The 18,964-nt window shown below is 58.9% G+C and carries 15 protein-coding genes; 6 read left to right on the top strand and 9 right to left on the bottom strand.

Annotation, left to right across the window (positions count from 1 at the left end):
- Window positions 1-179 precede the first annotated feature (179 nt).
- The 6 genes from MSL71_RS01600 to MSL71_RS01575 all read left to right on the top strand — a co-directional run bounded on the left by MSL71_RS01600 (window position 180) and on the right by MSL71_RS01575 (window position 11,487).
- Window positions 180-800, top strand: a complete 621-nt coding sequence (locus MSL71_RS01600; protein ID WP_180136923.1) for a hypothetical protein — start codon at window positions 180-182, stop codon at window positions 798-800.
- 146 nt (window positions 801-946) lie between these two features.
- A complete protein-coding gene (locus MSL71_RS01595; RefSeq protein WP_180136922.1) occupies window positions 947-2,719 on the top strand; it encodes a diguanylate cyclase domain-containing protein in 1,773 nt (590 codons plus the stop codon).
- Complete coding sequence (gene cbiR / locus MSL71_RS01590; protein WP_180136921.1) at window positions 2,719-3,492, top strand: cobamide remodeling phosphodiesterase CbiR; 774 nt, start codon at window positions 2,719-2,721, stop codon at window positions 3,490-3,492. Before MSL71_RS01595 ends, cbiR begins: the two co-directional genes overlap by 1 nt.
- A 377-nt stretch (window positions 3,493-3,869) precedes the next feature.
- The gene (gene clpB / locus MSL71_RS01585) at window positions 3,870-6,467 is read left to right on the top strand and encodes an ATP-dependent chaperone ClpB (protein WP_180137558.1); all 2,598 of its coding nucleotides are present in this window, start codon (window positions 3,870-3,872) and stop codon (window positions 6,465-6,467) included.
- Between the two features lie 474 nt (window positions 6,468-6,941).
- Window positions 6,942-10,445: a pyruvate:ferredoxin (flavodoxin) oxidoreductase gene (gene nifJ / locus MSL71_RS01580; protein WP_180136920.1), complete on the top strand. Its 3,504-nt coding sequence runs from the start codon at window positions 6,942-6,944 to the stop codon at window positions 10,443-10,445.
- Window positions 10,446-10,785: 340 nt separating this feature from the next.
- A complete protein-coding gene (locus tag MSL71_RS01575) occupies window positions 10,786-11,487 on the top strand; it encodes a YkgJ family cysteine cluster protein (RefSeq protein ID WP_180136919.1) in 702 nt (233 codons plus the stop codon).
- Window positions 11,488-11,614: 127 nt separating this feature from the next.
- Here the strand turns inward: MSL71_RS01575 and MSL71_RS01570 are convergent, their stop codons facing one another.
- From MSL71_RS01570 to MSL71_RS01530, 9 genes are all read right to left on the bottom strand, one after another.
- Complete coding sequence (locus MSL71_RS01570; RefSeq protein WP_180136918.1) at window positions 11,615-12,565, bottom strand: Tle-like phospholipase domain-containing protein; 951 nt, start codon at window positions 12,563-12,565, stop codon at window positions 11,615-11,617.
- A gap of 614 nt (window positions 12,566-13,179) precedes the next feature.
- Window positions 13,180-13,974 carry a nitrilase-related carbon-nitrogen hydrolase gene (locus MSL71_RS01565; RefSeq protein WP_180136917.1) on the bottom strand — a complete coding sequence of 265 codons (795 nt, stop codon included), beginning with the start codon at window positions 13,972-13,974 and terminating at the stop codon, window positions 13,180-13,182.
- 2 nt (window positions 13,975-13,976) lie between these two features.
- Window positions 13,977-14,432, bottom strand: coding sequence for a siroheme decarboxylase subunit alpha (gene ahbA / locus MSL71_RS01560; RefSeq protein WP_180136916.1), 456 nt, complete (start codon window positions 14,430-14,432; stop codon window positions 13,977-13,979).
- Window positions 14,433-14,730: 298 nt separating this feature from the next.
- On the bottom strand, window positions 14,731-15,129 hold the full coding sequence (locus MSL71_RS01555; protein ID WP_180136915.1) for a secondary thiamine-phosphate synthase enzyme YjbQ: 399 nt from the start codon (window positions 15,127-15,129) through the stop codon (window positions 14,731-14,733).
- A 103-nt stretch (window positions 15,130-15,232) separates the two neighbouring features.
- On the bottom strand, window positions 15,233-15,553 hold the full coding sequence (locus tag MSL71_RS01550) for a TusE/DsrC/DsvC family sulfur relay protein (protein WP_180136914.1): 321 nt from the start codon (window positions 15,551-15,553) through the stop codon (window positions 15,233-15,235).
- Window positions 15,554-15,703: 150 nt separating this feature from the next.
- Entirely contained in the window at window positions 15,704-16,552 is an 849-nt protein-coding gene (locus MSL71_RS01545) for an FAD/NAD(P)-binding protein (protein ID WP_180136913.1), read from the bottom strand.
- Window positions 16,553-16,568: 16 nt separating this feature from the next.
- Window positions 16,569-17,609, bottom strand: coding sequence for a 4Fe-4S dicluster domain-containing protein (locus MSL71_RS01540; protein ID WP_180136912.1), 1,041 nt, complete (start codon window positions 17,607-17,609; stop codon window positions 16,569-16,571).
- Between the two features lie 68 nt (window positions 17,610-17,677).
- The gene (locus MSL71_RS01535) at window positions 17,678-18,529 is read right to left on the bottom strand and encodes a 4Fe-4S dicluster domain-containing protein (RefSeq protein WP_180136911.1); all 852 of its coding nucleotides are present in this window, start codon (window positions 18,527-18,529) and stop codon (window positions 17,678-17,680) included.
- Window positions 18,530-18,532: 3 nt separating this feature from the next.
- Window positions 18,533-18,964: a hydrogenase iron-sulfur subunit gene (locus tag MSL71_RS01530; protein ID WP_180136910.1), complete on the bottom strand. Its 432-nt coding sequence runs from the start codon at window positions 18,962-18,964 to the stop codon at window positions 18,533-18,535.

Genomic DNA, 18,964 nt, shown 5'->3' with positions numbered 1-18,964 from the left:
TACCGGGGAAGTATATCATACTTACAGGGCCGTCCGGAAAAAGTCGACGCCTGAAAATGACCGAATCCCTGTCCGGAGTCACCCACACCATGCGGATGTCAGCAAGGCTGTCCTCGGCAGCGGGGCGGCAACGGCGGGTTTCGTCGCCAATTCATATTCAACTTGTACAGGAATTCTTCATGATGAAAAGAGTATCGATCATCGCTGCCTCCCTTTTTATGATTACCGCTTCCCTGTTGTCTTTCGGGTCCTCGGCATCTGCCGAGGGGCTCAGCCTGGGGATCTCAGCCAACAACCGTGCCGTGGGAACCAACGCCAGCATGTTGACGAGCAGCCCCCTGGGGACCCTTGAGGTCGGCGCTGGGCTGATGTACAACGAAGACCGTTACACCATCGGCAGTGGCCTTGTCAGCGTGAAAAGCGACAACCTCACCCCCGGACTCCGGTACGGCCTGGGCTTCAAGTACGTTCTGGGCTCCATGAAGAACAAGGCAAAGACCGAGCGGGCCGACCTCAGCGCCCTGGGCTTCAACCTCGGCGCCGGCTACGAGCTGCCGGCCACCATCAACCCCTTTAACATTCCCATCGAGGTGACCGGCGACATGACCCTTGCCCCCGAATCCATCACCTTCGATGAGACCAAAGGGTACATGGATTTCACCGTGGGCCTGCGCTTCTACCTCATCGAAAATGCCTACCTGACCCTTACCCACACCTATATCGACGCTGAATTCGACACCGGGAATTCCTGGAGTCGCTACATCAATGAAACCATGTGCGGCGTGGTGCTGACTTACTGATCCGTCAGCGCGTGCAGTGACGGGAAAGCATGTGAGGGTCGGCCACCGGGTGGCCGACCCTTTTTTTATGGCGAGCAGGGCACTCTTCGGATTCAATGGACCTGCCGTGCCGCCGACCCATTTGCCTGACGAGGCAGGAGTGATCGATGGAAGAAAAAGAAGGAACGGGCCTGGGGCTGAGAGCCCGCATCACCATATGGATCTCTGGGGTCCTTGTGGTCATGGCCCTGTTCTTTTATGCCTTTGTGCATTATCAGACACGGTCCGTTTACACAGCAACCCTTGATGGGGCCCTGCTGGCCTGGGGAGAGGCTGCCTCTCCGTCGGGCACGGTGCGTGCCGACGGGGCCCTTTCCATGGGAGGGCTCGTCCAGGGGGAGGGAACCCCGGAGACGTGGGCCCGATTCGGAAAGGCCACGGGTATCCCTGTGGCCGACCTGGCGGCCCATGCGGGCCTGCTTTCGGAGGCAAGGCGACAAGGCCGGGCCGTTGGCCGGACGGCAGCGCTGCCCAGCGGTACCGTTCGCCTGGTGGCCCTGCCCCCCAAGGAAGAGGGCGGCAGGGGCCGGTTGGTGTTTACTCCGGTTTTTGCCCGCCCCGGAGGCACCGAAGAGCTTGGGTCCCGGTTTGCCGTGGCTGCGGTGTGCCTTTTCGGGGTTGTTCTGGTGGGGGGCTCGCTGTTCTCCTGGTTTTTGATTCGCCCCATTGAGGAGCTGCGGGATGTCTCGGAGAAGATTGCCGAAGGAAACCTTGACGAAGGGGTGCGGTTTTCAGGAAGCTCCGAGTTTGTCTCCCTGTCCCGGAGCATCAATCGCATGCGACGGGCCATTGCAGAGATGCTCCATGACTCCGAGGGCCAGAACCGGGCCCTGGCCGATAAGGGAAAAGAGCTCGAATCCTCCAACAAGGCCCTGGAGCGGGCCATCTTTACAGCCAACCAGATGACGGCCGAGGCCGAGATCCGAAGCTATGAGCTGGAGCACGAAATCGTCCAGCGCCACCAGGCGGAAGAGGCCCTCAGGTCCAGTGAGGAGAAGTACCGGACCATCGTGGAGAACATGAAGGAGGGGTATTGCGAGGTGGACCGGGAGGGCTGTGTCACCTTTGTCAACACCGCCATGTGTGAGATCTGCGGGTACGATGCAGATGAGATCCTGGGGATGCACAGGGGCCGGTTCATCGCCGAGGAGAGCCGGGACGAGGTGCTGACCCGGTTTGCAAGGATCCTCAAAGGCGATGAAGAGATGGCCGAATTCGATTACCCCATCATCCGAAAGGCTGGGGATCGGCGCCATATCGGCGTGTCGGTCTCCGTCATCCGGGACAGCACCGGCGAGCGCACCGGGTACCGCACCATTGTACGGGACGTGGAGGCCCGGAAACGCTACGAGCAGGAGTTGATCTACATGGCCTACCACGACCCCCTCACCGGCCTTAAAAACCGGAAGGGCTTCTACGAACGCCTGGAGACGGATATCCTGCGGGCCAAGCGCTACGGAAGCCAGGTGGCCCTGCTCTACATCGATATCGACCGGTTCAAAGAAGTCAACGACACCCTGGGGCACGAGGCCGGAGACGAGGTCCTTCGGGAGATCACCCGGCGCCTGGTGGACAACCTCCGCCAGAGTGACTGCGTGGCACGGGTGGGGGGCGATGAGTTTGCCGTGGTCCTGGACAACGCCGACGGCTGCGATGTGGAGGTGGTGGTGCGCAAGGTGGCTGTGATCCTGGCCCAGCCGTACAGCGCCGGGGGCAGGGATGTGGCCTATGTCTCGGGCAGCGTGGGGGTGGCCGTCTTCCCCGACGACGCGGTGACGGCCAGTGACCTGATCCGGTATGCGGACAGCGCCATGTACGAGGTGAAACGAAGCCGCAAGATCTCACGGTGCCACGGCCGTGTGAAAGGAGTGCATGCCTGATGGAATCCACACCGACTACCAGCTACAAAAACCGGTTTCCCTTTTCCCTTTCCGTGCCCTCCTGGCTTTACCCTGCGGGGTATGAGGAGAACGTGGCCCGCGTGGCTCCCTTTGTGGACGGGGTCGAGCTTCTCTTTTTCGAAGGCAGGCCCGAGTGCCTGCCGGAGGCGAAAACCTTCCGGGCCCTTGCCTCCCTTCAGCAGGCCCACGGCCTCTCCTACAACATCCATATGCCCATCGACGAGAACCTGGCCTCGGTGGACCGTGCCGAACAGGTACGGTCCCTGGACGCCCACAAGCGGCTCTTTGACTTAACGGCCCCCCTTGTCCCTGTGACCCACACCGTTCACCTGGAGCGGCCTTCCGGCACAGACCCCGGGGCGTGGACGGAAGCCGCCCACAGGAGCCTTGAAGCCCTTGCAGGGGCCATGGATCCGGCCAGGGTCACCGTGGAGACCCTGGACTACGACCTGCTGCCCCTGGCCGACACCCTGGAGTCTCTGGGCTACAGGATCTGTCTGGACCTGGGCCATCTGATTCACTTTGGCCTCCCCGTTGAAGAGACCATCCGCCGCCTTGGTCCCCTGTGCCGCATGGTTCACCTCCACGGCGTTGCCAGCGGAAAAGACCACCGCGCCCTTCCCCTCATGGACCCCTCGCTTTTTCACCGCCTCCTTCCCTTTTTGTCCTCCTACACCCACACCCTCTCCATGGAGATCTTCAAAGCCGCCCCTTGCTTTGAATCCATCGATTTTCTCGCCACCCATTTCTGATACCGCCAGCCTTTTACCTGTTTCCAGAAAAATGAAATGGGCCTCTCCTGCAAAAAGCGGTTGCCACATGTCATGCCCCACACGAATGCCCCGAAGCCGTTTGCGGGATGGTTGCCCCCATGCATTCGCCATCTGGGGTCCAGGGGATCATCCCCTGGCCGCCGGAGGCAGGCATTGGCCGCTCACTTTGCTCATAGAAGGCAACTGAATGGTTTAATGCGCTGGTCCTGGCCCCTGCTTGACACGTCCGGATGGGTGGTTAATTTTTCCGTTGAACGCATCGATAAGGACGCTAAAGCTTCTGCGATGGACAAAGCGAAAAGCTGTAAAGGCCCGACCGTGGGGGAAGGGTCTTTCAGGACGAAAAGGAGTGGATGATGCGATTTGATCGATTGACGGTGAAGTCCCAGGAGATGATCCAGGAGGCCCATGAGATGGCCTCGCGCAAGGGCAACCCACAGATTGAGCCCGAACACATGCTGGCGGCCATGGTGGGGGACCGGGAGGGGATTGTCCTCTCGATTTTCCGAAAAATGGGGGTTCCCTTGGAAGGGCTCTCCGGTCAGCTGGCCGAGCTCATGGGGCGCCTGCCCCAGGTGAGCGGGGCCGCAGGGGACGCTGCCCTGTCCCGGGAGTCCAGGCAGGTCTTAAGCCAGGCCTTTGACGAAGCCGAGACCATGAAAGACGAGTACGTCAGCGTGGAACACCTTCTTCTGGCCCTTGCCGGATGCGGGAAAAAAGGGGTGAAGGAACTTTTTGCCCGGTTCGGCCTCACCCGGGAATCCCTGCTTTCAGTGCTCATGGAGATCCGGGGCAGCCAGCGGGTCACCGACCCCAACCCGGAGGCCACCTACCAGGCCCTGGAGAAGTTTTCCCGGGATTTAACGGCGCTGGCCCGGGCCGGCAAGCTGGATCCGGTTATCGGTCGGGACGAAGAGATCCGTCGCGTGGTGCAGGTGCTCTCCAGGCGCCGGAAGAACAACCCGGTGCTTATCGGGGAGCCCGGCGTGGGCAAGACCGCCATTGTGGAGGGGCTGGCCCGCCGCATCGTGGAAGGGGATGTGCCCGAGATCCTCAAGAACAGGCGCCTTGCGGCCCTGGACATGGGGGCCCTGGTGGCCGGCGCCAAGTTTCGGGGTGAGTTTGAAGAGCGGCTGAAGGCTGTCCTTAAAGAGGTGGAGGATGCCGACGGCGAGATCGTCCTGTTCATCGACGAACTTCACACCGTGGTGGGTGCCGGTGCCGCAGAAGGGTCCATGGACGCTTCCAACCTCTTGAAGCCTGCCCTGGCACGCGGTGTGTTGCGCTGCGTGGGGGCCACCACCCTGGATGAGTACCGAAAATACATCGAAAAGGATGCGGCCCTGGAGCGGCGTTTCCAGCCGGTCTTTACCGCTGAGCCCAGTGTGGAGGACACCATCTCCATCCTGCGCGGGCTTAAAGAGAAGTACGAGGTGCACCACGGGGTGCGCATCAAGGATTCGGCCATTGTGGCGGCCGCCACCCTCTCCAACCGCTACATTGCCGACCGCTTCCTGCCGGACAAGGCCATCGACCTCATTGACGAGTGCGCCTCCCGGCTCCGCATCGAGATCGACAGCATGCCCGCTGAGATCGATGAGATGATGCGGCGCATTACCCAGCTGGAGGTGGAAAAGCAGGCCCTCACCAAGGAGAACGACCGGGGCTCCAAAGACCGGCTGGAATCCCTTGAAAAGGAGCTGGGACAGCTTCGGGAAGAGGCCAACAGCAAAAAGGCCCACTGGGCCAACGAGAAGGCGATAATCGATGGGATCCGGGGTCTCAAGGAAGAGCAGGAGCAGCTGGGGATAGAAGAGGAACGGGCCGAGCGCGAAGGGGATCTGGCCAGGGTGGCCGAGCTCCGTTACGGGCGAAGCGATGAACTCAGGAAGGCCCTGGATGAAGCCAAGGAGACCCTTTCCGAGCTCCAGAAAGACCGGAAAATGCTCAAGGAGGAGGTGGACGACGAGGACGTGGCCGAGGTGATCTCCCGCTGGACCGGCATCCCGGTGGCCAAGATGCTGGAAGGGGAGATGGAGCGCCTTTTGGCCATGGAAGAGGGGCTGGGCAAGCGTGTGGTGGGTCAGAAACGGGCCATTTCGGCTGTTTCCGACGCGGTGCGCCGCGCCCGATCCGGGCTCCAGGACGCCAACCGGCCCGTGGGCTCCTTTATCTTCATGGGCCCCACCGGGGTGGGCAAGACCGAGCTGGCCAAGGCCCTGGCCGAGTTTCTCTTTGACGATGAGCGGGCCCTGGTGCGCATCGACATGAGTGAGTACATGGAAAAACATGCGGTGGCGCGGCTCATCGGGGCGCCTCCGGGGTATGTGGGCTACGACGAAGGCGGGTACCTCACCGAGGCCATCCGCAGGCGGCCCTATGCCGTGGTGCTTTTCGACGAGATCGAAAAGGCCCATCCGGACGTCTTCAACCTCCTGCTCCAGATTTTAGACGACGGGCGGATGACGGACAGCCAGGGACGCACCGTGGATTTCCGGAACACCCTCATCATGCTTACCTCCAACATCGGCAGCCACGTGATCCAGGAGTACGGCGGCAGGAACCGCCCGGAGATGGAGGCCAAGGTGGAGGCCATGCTGCAGGCGTCGTTCCGCCCCGAGTTCCTCAACCGCATCGACGAGACCGTGATCTTCGACAGCCTGACCCGGGAAGACCTGTCCCGCATTGTGGCGCTTCAGCTCAAGCGGGTGGGCGAGCGTCTCAAGGCGCGGGGCATCGGTTTTTCCGTGTCCGAGGCGGGGCTGGCACACCTGGTGGACGCCGGATACGACCCTGTGTTCGGAGCCCGGCCCCTGAAGCGCGCCATTCAGCGGGAGGTGGAGAACCCCCTGGCCGTGGAGATCCTCAAAGGGCGTTTTGGGGACGGCGACAGTGTGGCCGTGGATGTGGGGGGCGATGGTCTTGAGTTTCGCATGGGTGATGAGTCAAGATAGCAAACAGAAGTTTCCTTTTCGAGGAAGCTGGAAAACACTCGAAGGTCGGAACAGCAGAGTAATGGATGCTGTTTCGACCTTTTTTTATGTAATTTAGGCGGCGCTTCGGAAGGCGCTCGGAAGTGAAATATTTGCGTAGGATGATTGGGTAAATGAGGATTATTCTGCTTTACTTTGATATGGGGATCATGTAATCATGCTTATTTACGACTCCCTCGTAAAGTGAGGAAATATCCGCCCTATGGGGCGGTACGGTATAGTGAGACCCGCGTCCGCAGGGATGCTCGGGATATGGCCGACGCCATGCACCGACCTGCGGACCATCGCAGTTCCGGCCCGGATTTCGCCATCGCGCCACCGCAACGAAATAAAGACCCACGCCGCAGGAATCGCCGATACATCGGCACTGGGGAACCCCTGCGGCCGGGATTGCGGGTGTGGCGAATCCTTCCTAACGATTTAAAGGAGTTAACTATGGGGAAAACAATGAAGACCATTGACGGCAACACCGCTGCCGTCCATGTCGCCTACGCCTTCAGTGACGTGGCGGCACTGTATCCGATTACGCCTTCAACGCCCATGGGCGAAACCGCCGACGCGTGGGCAGCCGCATCCCGGAAAAACATTTTTGACCAGGAAGTGATGGTTCGCCAGCTCCAGTCCGAGGCCGGTGCGGCCGGTGCGGTTCACGGGTCCCTGGCAGCCGGGGCGCTGACCACCACCTTCACCGCCTCCCAGGGCCTCCTGCTCATGATTCCCAACATGTACAAGATCGCAGGGGAGCTCCTGCCCTGCGTCTTCCATGTGTCGGCCCGTGCTGTTGCCGCCCATGCCCTGTCCATCTTCGGGGATCACCAGGACGTCATGGCCGTTCGTCAGACCGGTTTTGCCCAGCTCTGCTCCGGCAACGTCCAGGAAGTCCAGGACCTGGCCCTGGTGGCCCATCTGGCCACCATCGAGAGCCGGGTGCCCTTTGTCCACTTCTTTGACGGGTTCCGAACCTCCAGCGAGATCCAGAAGATTGAGATGATCGATTACGAGGACATGAAAGACCTCGTGAACATGGACGCCCTGGAAGAGTTCCGCGCCAACGCCATGAACCCTGAGCACCCCGAGATTCGCGGCACCGCCCAGAACCCGGATATCTACTTTCAGGGTCGTGAAGCCGCCAACCTCTATTATGAGGATGTGCCCAACATCGTGGCCGAGTACATGGAGAAGGTCACCAAGCTCACCGGCCGCCCCTACCGTCTCTTCGACTACGTGGGCCACCCCGAGGCCGAGCGGGTTGTCATTGCCATGGGCTCCGGCTGCGAAGCCCTGGAAGAGGCAGTCTCCAAGCTGACCGTCATGGGTGAGAGGGTAGGCCTCGTCAAGGTTCGCCTCTATCGCCCCTTCAGCGCCGAGCACCTCCTGCAGGCCATTCCGGCCACGGCGTCCACCATCACCGTGCTGGACCGCACCAAGGAGTCCGGGAGCATGGGCGAGCCTCTCTACCTGGATGTTGCCGCCGCGTACATGGAGATGGGGGAGATGCCCCAGATTCTCACCGGTCGTTACGGCCTGGGCTCCAAGGAGTTCACCCCGGCCATGGCCAAGGCGGTCTTCGACAACATGAAGGTCACCGGGCCCAGGAACCACTTCACCGTGGGGATCAAGGACGACGTTTCCTACAGCTCCCTGGAAGTGGACGAGAGCTTCGATGCCGGCATCGAAGGCACCGTCAACTGCAAGTTCTGGGGCCTTGGCTCCGACGGAACCGTGGGTGCCAACAAGAGCGCCATCAAGATCATCGGCGACAACACCGACATGTACGCCCAGGGGTACTTTGCCTACGATTCCAAGAAGTCCGGCGGCATCACCGTGTCCCACCTGCGCTTCGGCGACAAGCCCATCAAGAGTACCTACCTTGTGGACAAGCCCGATTTCGTGGCCTGTCACAAGTCCAACTACGTCCACCTCTACGATGTGGTGGAAGGGATTAAAGAGGGCGGCACCTTCCTTATCAACGCCCCCTGGACGGCAGAGGAGATGGAAGCCGAACTTCCCGGTTCCCTCAAGAGCACCCTGGCCGCCAAGAAGATCCGTTTTTACGCCATTGACGCGGTGAAGGTCGCCGCCAATGTGGGACTCGGCGGGCGCATCAACATGATCATGCAGACCGCCTTCTTCAAGCTGGCCAACGTGATGCCCTTTGAGGAGGCCATTGCCCTCCTGAAAAAAGACATCAAGAAGACCTACATGAAGAAGGGCGATGCCATCGTGGACATGAACATCGCCGCCGTGGATCAGGCCCTGGAAGGCCTTGTGGAGATTCCCGTTCCCGAGGCGTGGGCCGAAGCCAAAGATGCCGCCTCCGAAGCCGAAGAGGCCCCGGAGTTCATCACCGATGTGCTTCGACCCGTCAATGCCCAGAAGGGTGACTCCCTGCCCGTTTCCACCTTCCCCGCCGACGGTGTCTTCCCCGTGGGGACCTCGCGCTACGAGAAGCGCGGCGTGGCCATCGAAGTGCCCGAGTGGATCGCTGAAAACTGTATCCAGTGTAACCAGTGCTCCTTTGTCTGCCCCCACGCGGCCATCGTACCCATTGTGGTGAGCGATGCTGAGCTGGCCGATGCGCCGGAAAGCTTTGCCACGCTGCCCGCCGCCGGCAAGGAACTCAAGGAGTACAAGTTCCGCATCCAGGTTAACGCCATGGATTGTCTGGGCTGCGGCAACTGCGCCGACATCTGCCCGGCCAAGACCCCGGCCCTGGTGATGAAGCCCATCGCCTCCCAGGCCGAGGCCGAGGCGGATAACTTCGCCTTCTCCAAGACCGTGGAGTACAAGGAAGGCCTGCTCAAGCGGGAGTCCGTCAAGGGCAGCCAGCTCATGCAGCCCCTTCTGGAGTTCTCCGGTGCCTGTGCGGGCTGTGGGGAGACCCCCTATGTGAAGGTCCTCACCCAGCTCTTCGGCGAGCGCATGACCATCGCCAACGCCACGGGTTGCTCCTCCATCTGGGCGGGGTCCGCCCCCTCCTTCCCCTATTGCGCCAACAAAGACGGGTTCGGCCCCACCTGGGGCAACTCTCTTTTTGAAGACGCAGCCGAGTTTGGTTACGGCATGGCCCTGGCCACGAACCAGCGGCGCCAGAAGCTTGCCGACCTCATGGCCGAGGCCCAGGGTTGCGAGATCTCCGACGAGATGAAGGCCGCCATGAAGAACTGGTCCGAGAACATGGGCGACGCCAAGCTTTCAAGGCAGTACGGGGACGAGATCAAGGCACGCCTTCTCACCGAGATGGGAGACCCCATTTTGGATGAGATCGACGCCATGAACGACCTGTTCACCAAGAAATCCCACTGGATCTTCGGCGGGGACGGCTGGGCCTACGACATCGGTTTCGGCGGCCTGGACCACGTCATTGCCTCCGGGGAGGACGTGAACATCCTGGTCATGGATACCGAGGTCTACTCCAACACCGGCGGTCAGGCCTCCAAGGCGACCCCCACCGGTGCCGTGGCCAAGTTTGCCGCCTCCGGCAAGAAGATCGGCAAGAAGGACCTTGGTCTCATCGCCATGAGCTACGGGTATGTCTACGTGGCCTCTGTCTCCATGGGCGCCAACAAGCAGCAGCTTATGAAGGCCTTTATCGAGGCGGAGAACCACCCCGGACCTTCCGTGGTGATCTGCTACGCCCCGTGTATCAACCAGGGCATCAAAAAAGGCATGGGCAAGACCCAGGAAGAGATGAAGCTTGCGGTGGCCTCCGGGTACTGGCCCCTGTATCGCTACAACCCTGCCCTGGCCGAAGAGGGCAAGAACCCCTTCATCTTTGAATCCAAAGAGCCCGACGGCACCATTCAGGACTTCCTGGCCGGCGAGAACCGTTTTGCCAGCCTGGAGCAGATGTTCCCTGAAGAGTCCAAGAAGCTCCGCGGTCAGATCGAGATGGAGTTCGCCAAGCGCTACGAGCACTACAAGCGTCTTGCCGAGTAACCCGCAGGGATTTGGGTCGCGGCAACACAGCGATCCTTCAGGGTGAAACACCTTGAAAACGTAAGGTAAACAAATCAGGCAGGGGTCTCTTGCGCGGTGCGCAGTTGGCCCTTGCCTTTTTTTCTGGTTTGATGTTTGATGACCTGCGGTATCGCACATGCTTTACGCTTCGTGCCCCAGGCTCATCACATGTGCTTACGGACTGCGCCGTGAACCCGGAAGGCAGGCTGGTGTCTGTGTGAAACCTGGTTGTTGAATTTTTTTAAAAAAAGTTGGTCCCCCCGGCAGGGCCGCCGGAGGCAATGGGGCTCAACATGATCTGTATATAAGGAAGGGCTTTATGGAGTTTTTAACCGGCGGAAACGAAGGATGCAGCGGGTGCAGCGCTGCCCAGACATCATGCAACCACTGCGGCGCCTGCTGCACCGGGGGCGGCCCAGTGCTGCGGTCCCAGGATGAGCGGCTTATCAAGACAGGAAAACTCGACCTTTCCGTGCTGTACACCCTGAGGGCCGGAGAGCGCATGTTCAATAAAGAGTCCCTGAAGATGGAGCCACTGGCCACGGATCAGATCAAGATCAAGGTGGACCCCGAGACTCTGCGCTGCCTGTTCCTGAACCCTGAGAACCGCTGCGACATCTATAGCCAGAGGCCTTTTGAGTGCCGGTCCTTCAAGTGCTGGGACGAGCGGGAGATTGTGGAGGTCTACGCCTCGGATACCCCTCTGGGCCGCGAAGACATCATCGGCGGGATCAAGGGGCTCTGGGACCTGGTGGCAGACCACCACGAGCGCTGCAGCTATGATCTGCTGGACGAGCTGATCCGGAAGGTGGACGACACCGGCGACCAGGAGGCCGCTGAAAAGGTCTGTGAGATGATCGCCTACGACCGGAGCCTCCGGGAGACCCTGGTGGAGAGCGGCCGGGTCAGGGCGGAGATCCTTGATTTTCTATTTGGGCGCCCCCTGACCACCACCATCGTGATGTTCAACTACCGCATCGAGTCACAGGACGGCAAAGATGTCCTTGTGGCTGTCTCCTGAGGCAGAATGCGTTCGTCGGCAGACTGCTGCAGCACCAGTTAAAAAAAGCTCACCGGGAATTCCCGGTGAGCTTTTTTTTATGGTGTGCGGTTCGCATTGCCCTTATGCCGGGCGTTTTGCGGGCTGCTTAGAGGAAATCTTTCTGGTACAGCTGGTAAACGTACGAATGGTACATGTGGTTGGCGATGCGCAGGGGCATGTTCCATGTGCCTCCGCAGAACATCAGGTGATCCAGCCAGTAGACCTTGTCGGCATTGCCGTAGCGGGGGCAGGTGGCGAAGGGGGAGCTGTCGTTCATCTGTCCGTCGGTGTCCACCAGGGGGCAGTTTTTGACATTGATGTGGGTGATGTTGGCCACCATCTCATCGGTCACGGGCTGGCTTGCGCTGTCGATAATGCCCTGCTCAACAAGGGTGGCTGCGGTGAGTCCAGCTGCGTTAAAGCAGGTGGTCTTGACCCCGGTTTTCAGGCCGGTGATCTGCGCCAGGCCACCGCCCAGGCTGTGGCCTGCGATTTCCATGGTGTAGCTGTTGGCATCGGCAAAGGCCTTCAGTCCCACGGCAAGGTTAACGGCTTTTTCGTACTGCACCGACCCGATGGAGTTGACGAAAATATTGAGGGCCTGCCGGACGTCGGCAATCCAGTCGTTGACGTTGAGGGCTTCGGTACCTCTGAAGACCAGGACAAGCTGTCCGGGGTTGTGGATGTTGATGTACACCTTTGCGTCCAGGCCGTCCCAGCCGCCCACATAGGTGTCCAGCAGGGTTGTCACCCCTGAGCGCTGGGCTTCGGTCATGTAGTTCAGGACGTTTTCATCCCGGGCGACGTTGAGGTAGTTGGATGAGTTGCCCACAAAGTCGAGTTTGTTCAGCAGGAAGGGGGCCAGTCGGTCCAGCATCCAGTCCCAGGCGTTGTCGTAGATCCGTGCCGTGAGGTTAGCCATGTCCAGGATGTATTCGTATTCAACCTGGGTCATCTGGGCGGGGAGGCCGGAGCCATCAACGTCGCTGCCATCGGCCGCAAACGCGGACCCGGTTAACACAAAGAAGAAACCAATCATCATCACAAGTCGTCTCATTTCACCTATCTCCTTTTTCAATGGTTAGAATTGATGCACTGTTTACATTGTATGGTCGGCGCACAGGGTGCGCGGTGGCTTTTGTATGTGAGATGGCCCAATCCGGAAGAGGGATGACCGTTTGTCAACAAAGGGTTAAGGGTGCAGGTTGCGTCGCATGTGGCTTGCTTTGGCCACTGAATTTAGGCGAACGCAGGGGGCTGAAGAAAGCATCGGCGACCGGTACCTAACGGCAGGTGGCGGGACGCGATGGTTTCGACTTATTCTTGCGGGTATTTATCCCTTGTCTTCGGTGATGCTCGTGCAGCGATGCGTTTTCAGGGTGTAGTGAAATGGATACTTGGTCTTTTTTATTGATAAATGCCATATTTCTAATAACATCGAATCATTAAATAATGATCATGGGGTGTGCCAATGATTAAAAGGTGATGTCAGTCATATATATATCTACATTTTATGTGTCAATAATAATTTCTAAGGTGGTGCGGGTGTGAGTTAAGGGGAGGGTGGCTTAAGGCATGTGAGAACCCCGTCAAAAGGCTGGGTGTTGTCTTTTTTTCATCTGTGCGGAAACAGGTTAACCACCTGTAAGCTATTGGCTTTGGCGTCGGGGGTTAAAAGTCGGTGCGGGTGTTGGGCAGGAAATAGCGCATGGGGTGGGATCTCACGGCGGTAAGTTTTTTTTGGTCGATGTCTACGAGGTGAAGGCCGTCTGTAAGGCGTGGTGGGGCCGCAAGGTGCCCCGAAGGGTCGAAGGCCAGGGCCAGGGCCGGAAAGGAAAGGTGCGCTTCGTTGGTGCCGCACTGGTTGACGGCAGCCACCCAGAAGCTGTTGTCAAAGGCCCTGGACGGCAGGTGGCGCATCCAGGAATCGTATTTCTCTTCGCTGGTGCCTCTGGGGGATGCGTGGGGGAGGATCACAAGGTCTGCGCCCTGCCGGGCCAGGTGGTGAAAGGCCAGGGGGAAGTGGGCGTCGTAGCAGAGCATCATGCCAATGGAAAACCCCTTGAAGGAAAAGAGGGGCAGGCCGGACCCGGCGCTGTAGAGTCCTTTTTCCGGCGGGGCCAGGTGGAGCTTTCGGTAGGTGGTGTGACTTCCGTCCGGTAAAAGGGCTGTGTGGGAGGCGAACAGGTCGCCGGAGGAGGCCTTTTCCGCATACCCGGCAAGGATCCCTAAGCCGGTTTCGTTTACGGCCTCCTGAATGATGCAGAGGGCCTCTCTTTCAGTGATTGCCCGCTCAAAGGCACCGGTGCCGTTGGCATAGCCGGTGAGGGAGAGCTCGGGAAACACGATGAGGTCGGCCCCGGCCTCCCGGGCCTTGCGACTGCTGCGGTGAAGGGTGTCTCTGTTGCCGGAAGGGTCGGCAAGGGAGGCTGGGACGGCGGCCAGGGCAAGGCGCAGGGCATCCATGGCTACTCCACGGTGAATTCGGCGCGAATTTTAAAGATATGGGTGGCTGGGAGGTTGTAGATACTCGTGACCCCGGTACGCTCGGCAATTTCGGCCAGGTTGGCCTCAATCTGAGCCACGGAGTCTTCGATGAAGGTGAACCAGACGTTGAACTCGTCATCCCGGACGTAGTTGTGGGTAACGCCTTTGTAGCTGTTGACCACTTCGGCAAAGGTCTCCAGTTTCTCCTCCGGAACCCGGGCTCCGCACAGGGTGCTGTGAAAACCCACTTTTTCCGGGCTGAAGTTGCCGCCGATCCGGCGGATGATACCCATCTCTTTGAGCTTTGCCACCCGCGTGATCACCTCGGCTTCATCCATGGACAGCGCGTCGCCGATGGCGGCATAAGGCCGTTTGCAGATGGGAAAATCGGATTGGATGTGGTTGATGATCTGCTTGTCCTTCTCTTCGAGGGTCATGTACGGATGCTCCTTTGGCCGCTCATGGGTAATCGCCTGGCAGGGCCTTGTAATAAAGGGGACCTGCGTGTCGTGTTTCTTGAATTCGATATCTTATGATGCCGGGGCCGTTGCGTCAACCGTTGGAGCCGGCTGCCATCGGGCCAAGGCATTTAACCTTTCAGTTGCCTCCGGCGGGTCGCTTTTTGAAAAAAGCTCCGCAAGAACTTACCGGTAATCAAGGCGCTTCTCTTCTGCCCCTTGATAAAGAAGAATCAGAGGGGCTATGCGCCTGTTGGCGCTGCAGCCCTTCAGGGCCTTACCCCGGAAGGCACTTGAGGACCACCCGGCGTTTGCGGGGGCCGTCGAATTCGGCAAGGTAGATGCCCTGCCAGCTGCCGAGGACGGGGCGTCCCTCTTCAATAAAAATGATCTCTGACGAGCCGGTGAGGCTTGTCATGACGTGGGCATCGGAGTTTCCTTCCAGGTGCCGGAAGGCCGGGTGATCGGGGAACGCCTTTTTCAGGGCGTAGATCACGTCTTCCTGAACGGCGGGATCGGCGTTTTCATTGATGGTGACGGCAGCTGTGGTGTGGGGCACGAACAGGAAGAGCACGCCGTCGTGGCAGCCCCATCGGTCTATTTCTGCCTGCACGTCAGAGGAGATATCCACCAGCTCTTTGTTTTTTGTGGTCTGGATCAGAAGGGAAGTCTGCATGGGCGTTTGGGAAAGGCTTATGGGGTGAGGGGCTTAAACCAAAAAAGGCCCCGCCGTTACCGACAGGGCCTGATTTGATAAACTTAAAAACGGCGTCCGGTGACTATACGCAACCGGTGGGCTTGGGAAGACCAGCCATTTTGCAGGCGCCTTTGCCGGGGCCTGAGGGGAACAGCTCGTAGATGTGCTTGAGCTTGAACTTGGTCAGCTTGGAGAGAACGCGGACCATGGGAGCGATACCGTTTTTACGGTAGTAGTCCTGAAGAACGTCGATAACGAGCTTGTGCTCGTCGTTCAGCTCGGAAATACCTTCTTCTTTCATAACGATCTCCAGCCACTCTTCGGTGAACTGGTTGAAGTCAAGAAGGAAACCATCCTCATCTACGTCAAACGACTTTCCGTTGTATTCAATTGTCTCGGCCATTGAATCAAAACCTCCTGTTGAGAATTATCAATTTGAAAGGCTTATCCCTTATTTTGTCCTGTCCACTTCGAAGAGAAGAAATACAGTAAAGAAAGGGCAATGTCAACCCGTAACATACAATATGTTACGGGTTTAACCGCCTATATTCGTTTACTGATCCTCTTCCGGCATCTCATTGAGCTTGTCGAGGGTGAAGACGGGGCCGTCTTTGCAGACCAGCTCCTTACCGATGTTGCAGCGACCGCACATGCCGATGCCGCATTTCATTCGGTTTTCGAGGCTCATGATGATGTGATCAGGTTTGTAACCAAGCTTGTCCAGGACAGGCTTGGTAAACTTCAGCATCATGGGGGGGCCGCAGAGGATGGCGTAGGTATCGTCATCGGCCTGGGGCGCCTGGGTTTCGGTGATGGTGGGCACGAAACCGGTGTGGTATTTCCAGTCGGGATCATCGGTGCCGTCAACGGTGAGGTTGAGGTTGATGTCGTCCCGTTTTTCCCACTCCACCAGCTCATCCTTATAAAGGATCATGCCGGGGTTCCGCGCACCGTAGATGACATCGAGGCGACCGAAGCGCTTGCGGTTTTCGGGCTCGAGCAGGTACTTGATGGTGGAACGCAGGGTGGTAAAGGCAAAACCGGCGCCGATGATGACGATGTTTTTGCCTTCGAGGTCCTCAATGGGATACCAGTTGCCCAGGGGGCCTCGGATGCCCATGATGTCGCCTACCTTCATGTTGTGAAGGTGGTCGGTCACTTTACCGGTACGGAACACGGTAAACATGACAAAGCCCTTCTCGGAAGGGGAGGAGGCGATGCCGATGGGGATTTCACCCTGACCGGGGATGGAGAGTTCTGCGAACTGTCCAACCTTGTAGGCAAATTTCTCTTCATCTTCCGGGTTGAGAAAGACAAACTTAAAGGTTCTGAGCGTTTTATCCGCGGTCGCAACCTGAATGTCGTCAATGCGAACGGGATACGCCTTATAAGGATTCTGCACAGGTCTTCTCCTTTTTTTAGCTGGCGGCTTCGTAACCGTTCATCTTGTTACAGATGCTGCGGATATCAATGTTGGCAGGGCACTGCTGAACGCAGCGGCCGCAGCCCACGCACATCAGGCCCTTGTCGTACTTGTCGACAAAGTACTTGAGCTTGTGCATGAAACGCTGACGGAAGCGCTGATGCTTCTGTTCCCTGGGGTTGTGGCCGGAGCCGTGCAGGGTGAACAGAGAGGTCATGCAGCTGTCCCAGTTTCTCATGCGCACGCCGTCGTTGCCCTTGTTTTCGTCCTGGATGTCGAAACACCAGCAGGTGGGGCAGGCGTAGGTGCAGGTCCCGCAGTTGATGCATGCAAAGGAGAGTTCTTTCCAGAACGGTGCATCGTAGAGATCGAGGCTGTTTTTGCCCCGAAGCTTGGAGGACTCCACCTTGCAGGTGATCTTGGCTTCGGCTTCGGCTTTTTTGGGCTCGAAGACAGAGGCATCGCCTTCGGCTGCCCAACCGGCCGCTGCCAGGAGCTTCTCCCCTTTTTCCGTCAGGGCTTTGGCCTCGTAGGCATCGCCGCAGTCGGAGAGGAGAATGTCGAGTCCCTCCTCGTGGTAGGGACCGCATCCTGCGCTGGTGCAGAAGCAGGTGTCGCAGGGGGTGTCACAGGCCAGGCCCACAAAGGTGGTGGCTTCGTATGAGTCCATCCAGAAGGGGTCGCGGTAGTCTTCGGTGTCGAAGTTCATGCGGACCAGGGCCAGGGCCTTGGCGTCGCAGGGGCGCATCCCGATGACGGCCCGGGGGGAGTAATCCTTGGGGGCGTCCTTGAGGAGGTGGTGTTCCGGATCAGACTCGTCCAGGCTGTACGTAAACATCGGCTCGGACTGGGGGAAGACCACGGACTTGGGGGAGAGACGGGTGTTGGTGTACGCCATGTCCGGCGTCTCGTCACTCGTCAGTTCCTTGTATTCGTGGGCATCACCCTGCATCACGGGGCCGAAGAGGCGGTAACCGCTTCTCAGGCTGTCAATCCCGCCGGCCCATGTATTTTTATCAATTTTGATGACCTTCATGATATTTGCCCTTGTTCATATGATGGTTCATTCGCTCAGTTCAGATAACACAAGAGAGGCGAACGGGATTACATGATGAATTTTTCGGGATCGTCCAGCTTGAAGCTGTCCAGCGGCGGACGCTGGTCGACGGTAAGTCCCGCTTCCCAACCGTAGAGCTCGTAGCAGTCTTTTTCGAGCTTCTTGGTGAAGTTGCGCACCTTGATGTTCTGGGGGCAGGCCGCTTCGCAGGCGCCGCAGTCGGTGCAGCGGCCGGCACAGTGGTAGGCCCTCAGGAAGTGGTAGGTACGAATATCGATGGGATCGGTTCCTTTGCCTACCCACTGGGGTCGGGACTCATCCACGAAGCAGGTGGGGCAGTAGCACAAGGGGCATGCGTTCTTGCACGCGTAGCAGCGGGTGCAGCCGGAGAGGAGCTCTTCGAAGAAGGCCCATTTCTCCTGGGTGTCCATGGCTTCAACCTTGCGGACGTCTTCGTAACGGTCCACGTCCTTCTGCTCTTCCACGAGGTCTGCACAGAGTTCGTCGTAGATGACGGGGTTTCTGTGGAGACAGGTGGCGCAGTTGGCCTGAAGCTGCTCGGGGTTGTTCTTGTCTACCATCCCTTTGCAGGGCACACCGATGATCACAAGCTGATCGCGGGAGATCTTGTTTTCGATGATGTGGTTGACGATGTTGCGAGAGTCACATCCCTTGGCGACGATGGCAATCTTTTCCGTACGGCCGGTGATGTAGTTGGCCAGGTTCAGACGGCAGTTTGCATCCCAGACAAGGTCTTTGGCGTCCTCGGCTTTGGTGATCATGCAGGGCTCGTTGGTGTTGGCCACGGTTCCTTTACGGAATCCAACAACGCACTCGACGGTGCCGTCGTTCAAGAGCCTTTCCGATATCTCTTTGATTTTTCCGATGTATGATTCCATGGCTTAACCCTTCGCCGCGCTCTTTTTCACGTAATTGGTATTGGGACCCAGGGCCTTGACGGATTCCGTGACCTTTGTCACCACGTCCACGAACTTGGTGGACTCGGCGGACGAGATCCAGGAGAACTGCAGGCGGCCGGGTTCAACGCCCATGTGCTCCATGAGGTTTTTCATCAGGGCGAACTTTCGACGTGCGTAGTAATTACCTTCCAGGTAATGGCAGTCACCGGGATGTCAGCCGGAAACCCAGACGGCATCAGCTCCTTCGCGCAGGGCGGCCAGGAAGAATTTGGGGCTCATGCGACCGGAACAGGGGATCCGGATCACGCGGACGTTGGCAGGGTACTGGGCTCTGCCCACACCTGCGAGGTCAGCGGCTCCGTAACTGCACCAGTTACAGAGAAAGCTGACGATTTTCGGTTCGAATTCAGCCAT

This window comes from Desulfoluna butyratoxydans, assembly GCF_900699765.1.
Classification (GTDB): domain Bacteria; phylum Desulfobacterota; class Desulfobacteria; order Desulfobacterales; family Desulfolunaceae; genus Desulfoluna; species Desulfoluna butyratoxydans.
Note: the sequence above shows the minus strand (reverse complement) of the source record. Positions and strands in the feature narration are given on the sequence as shown.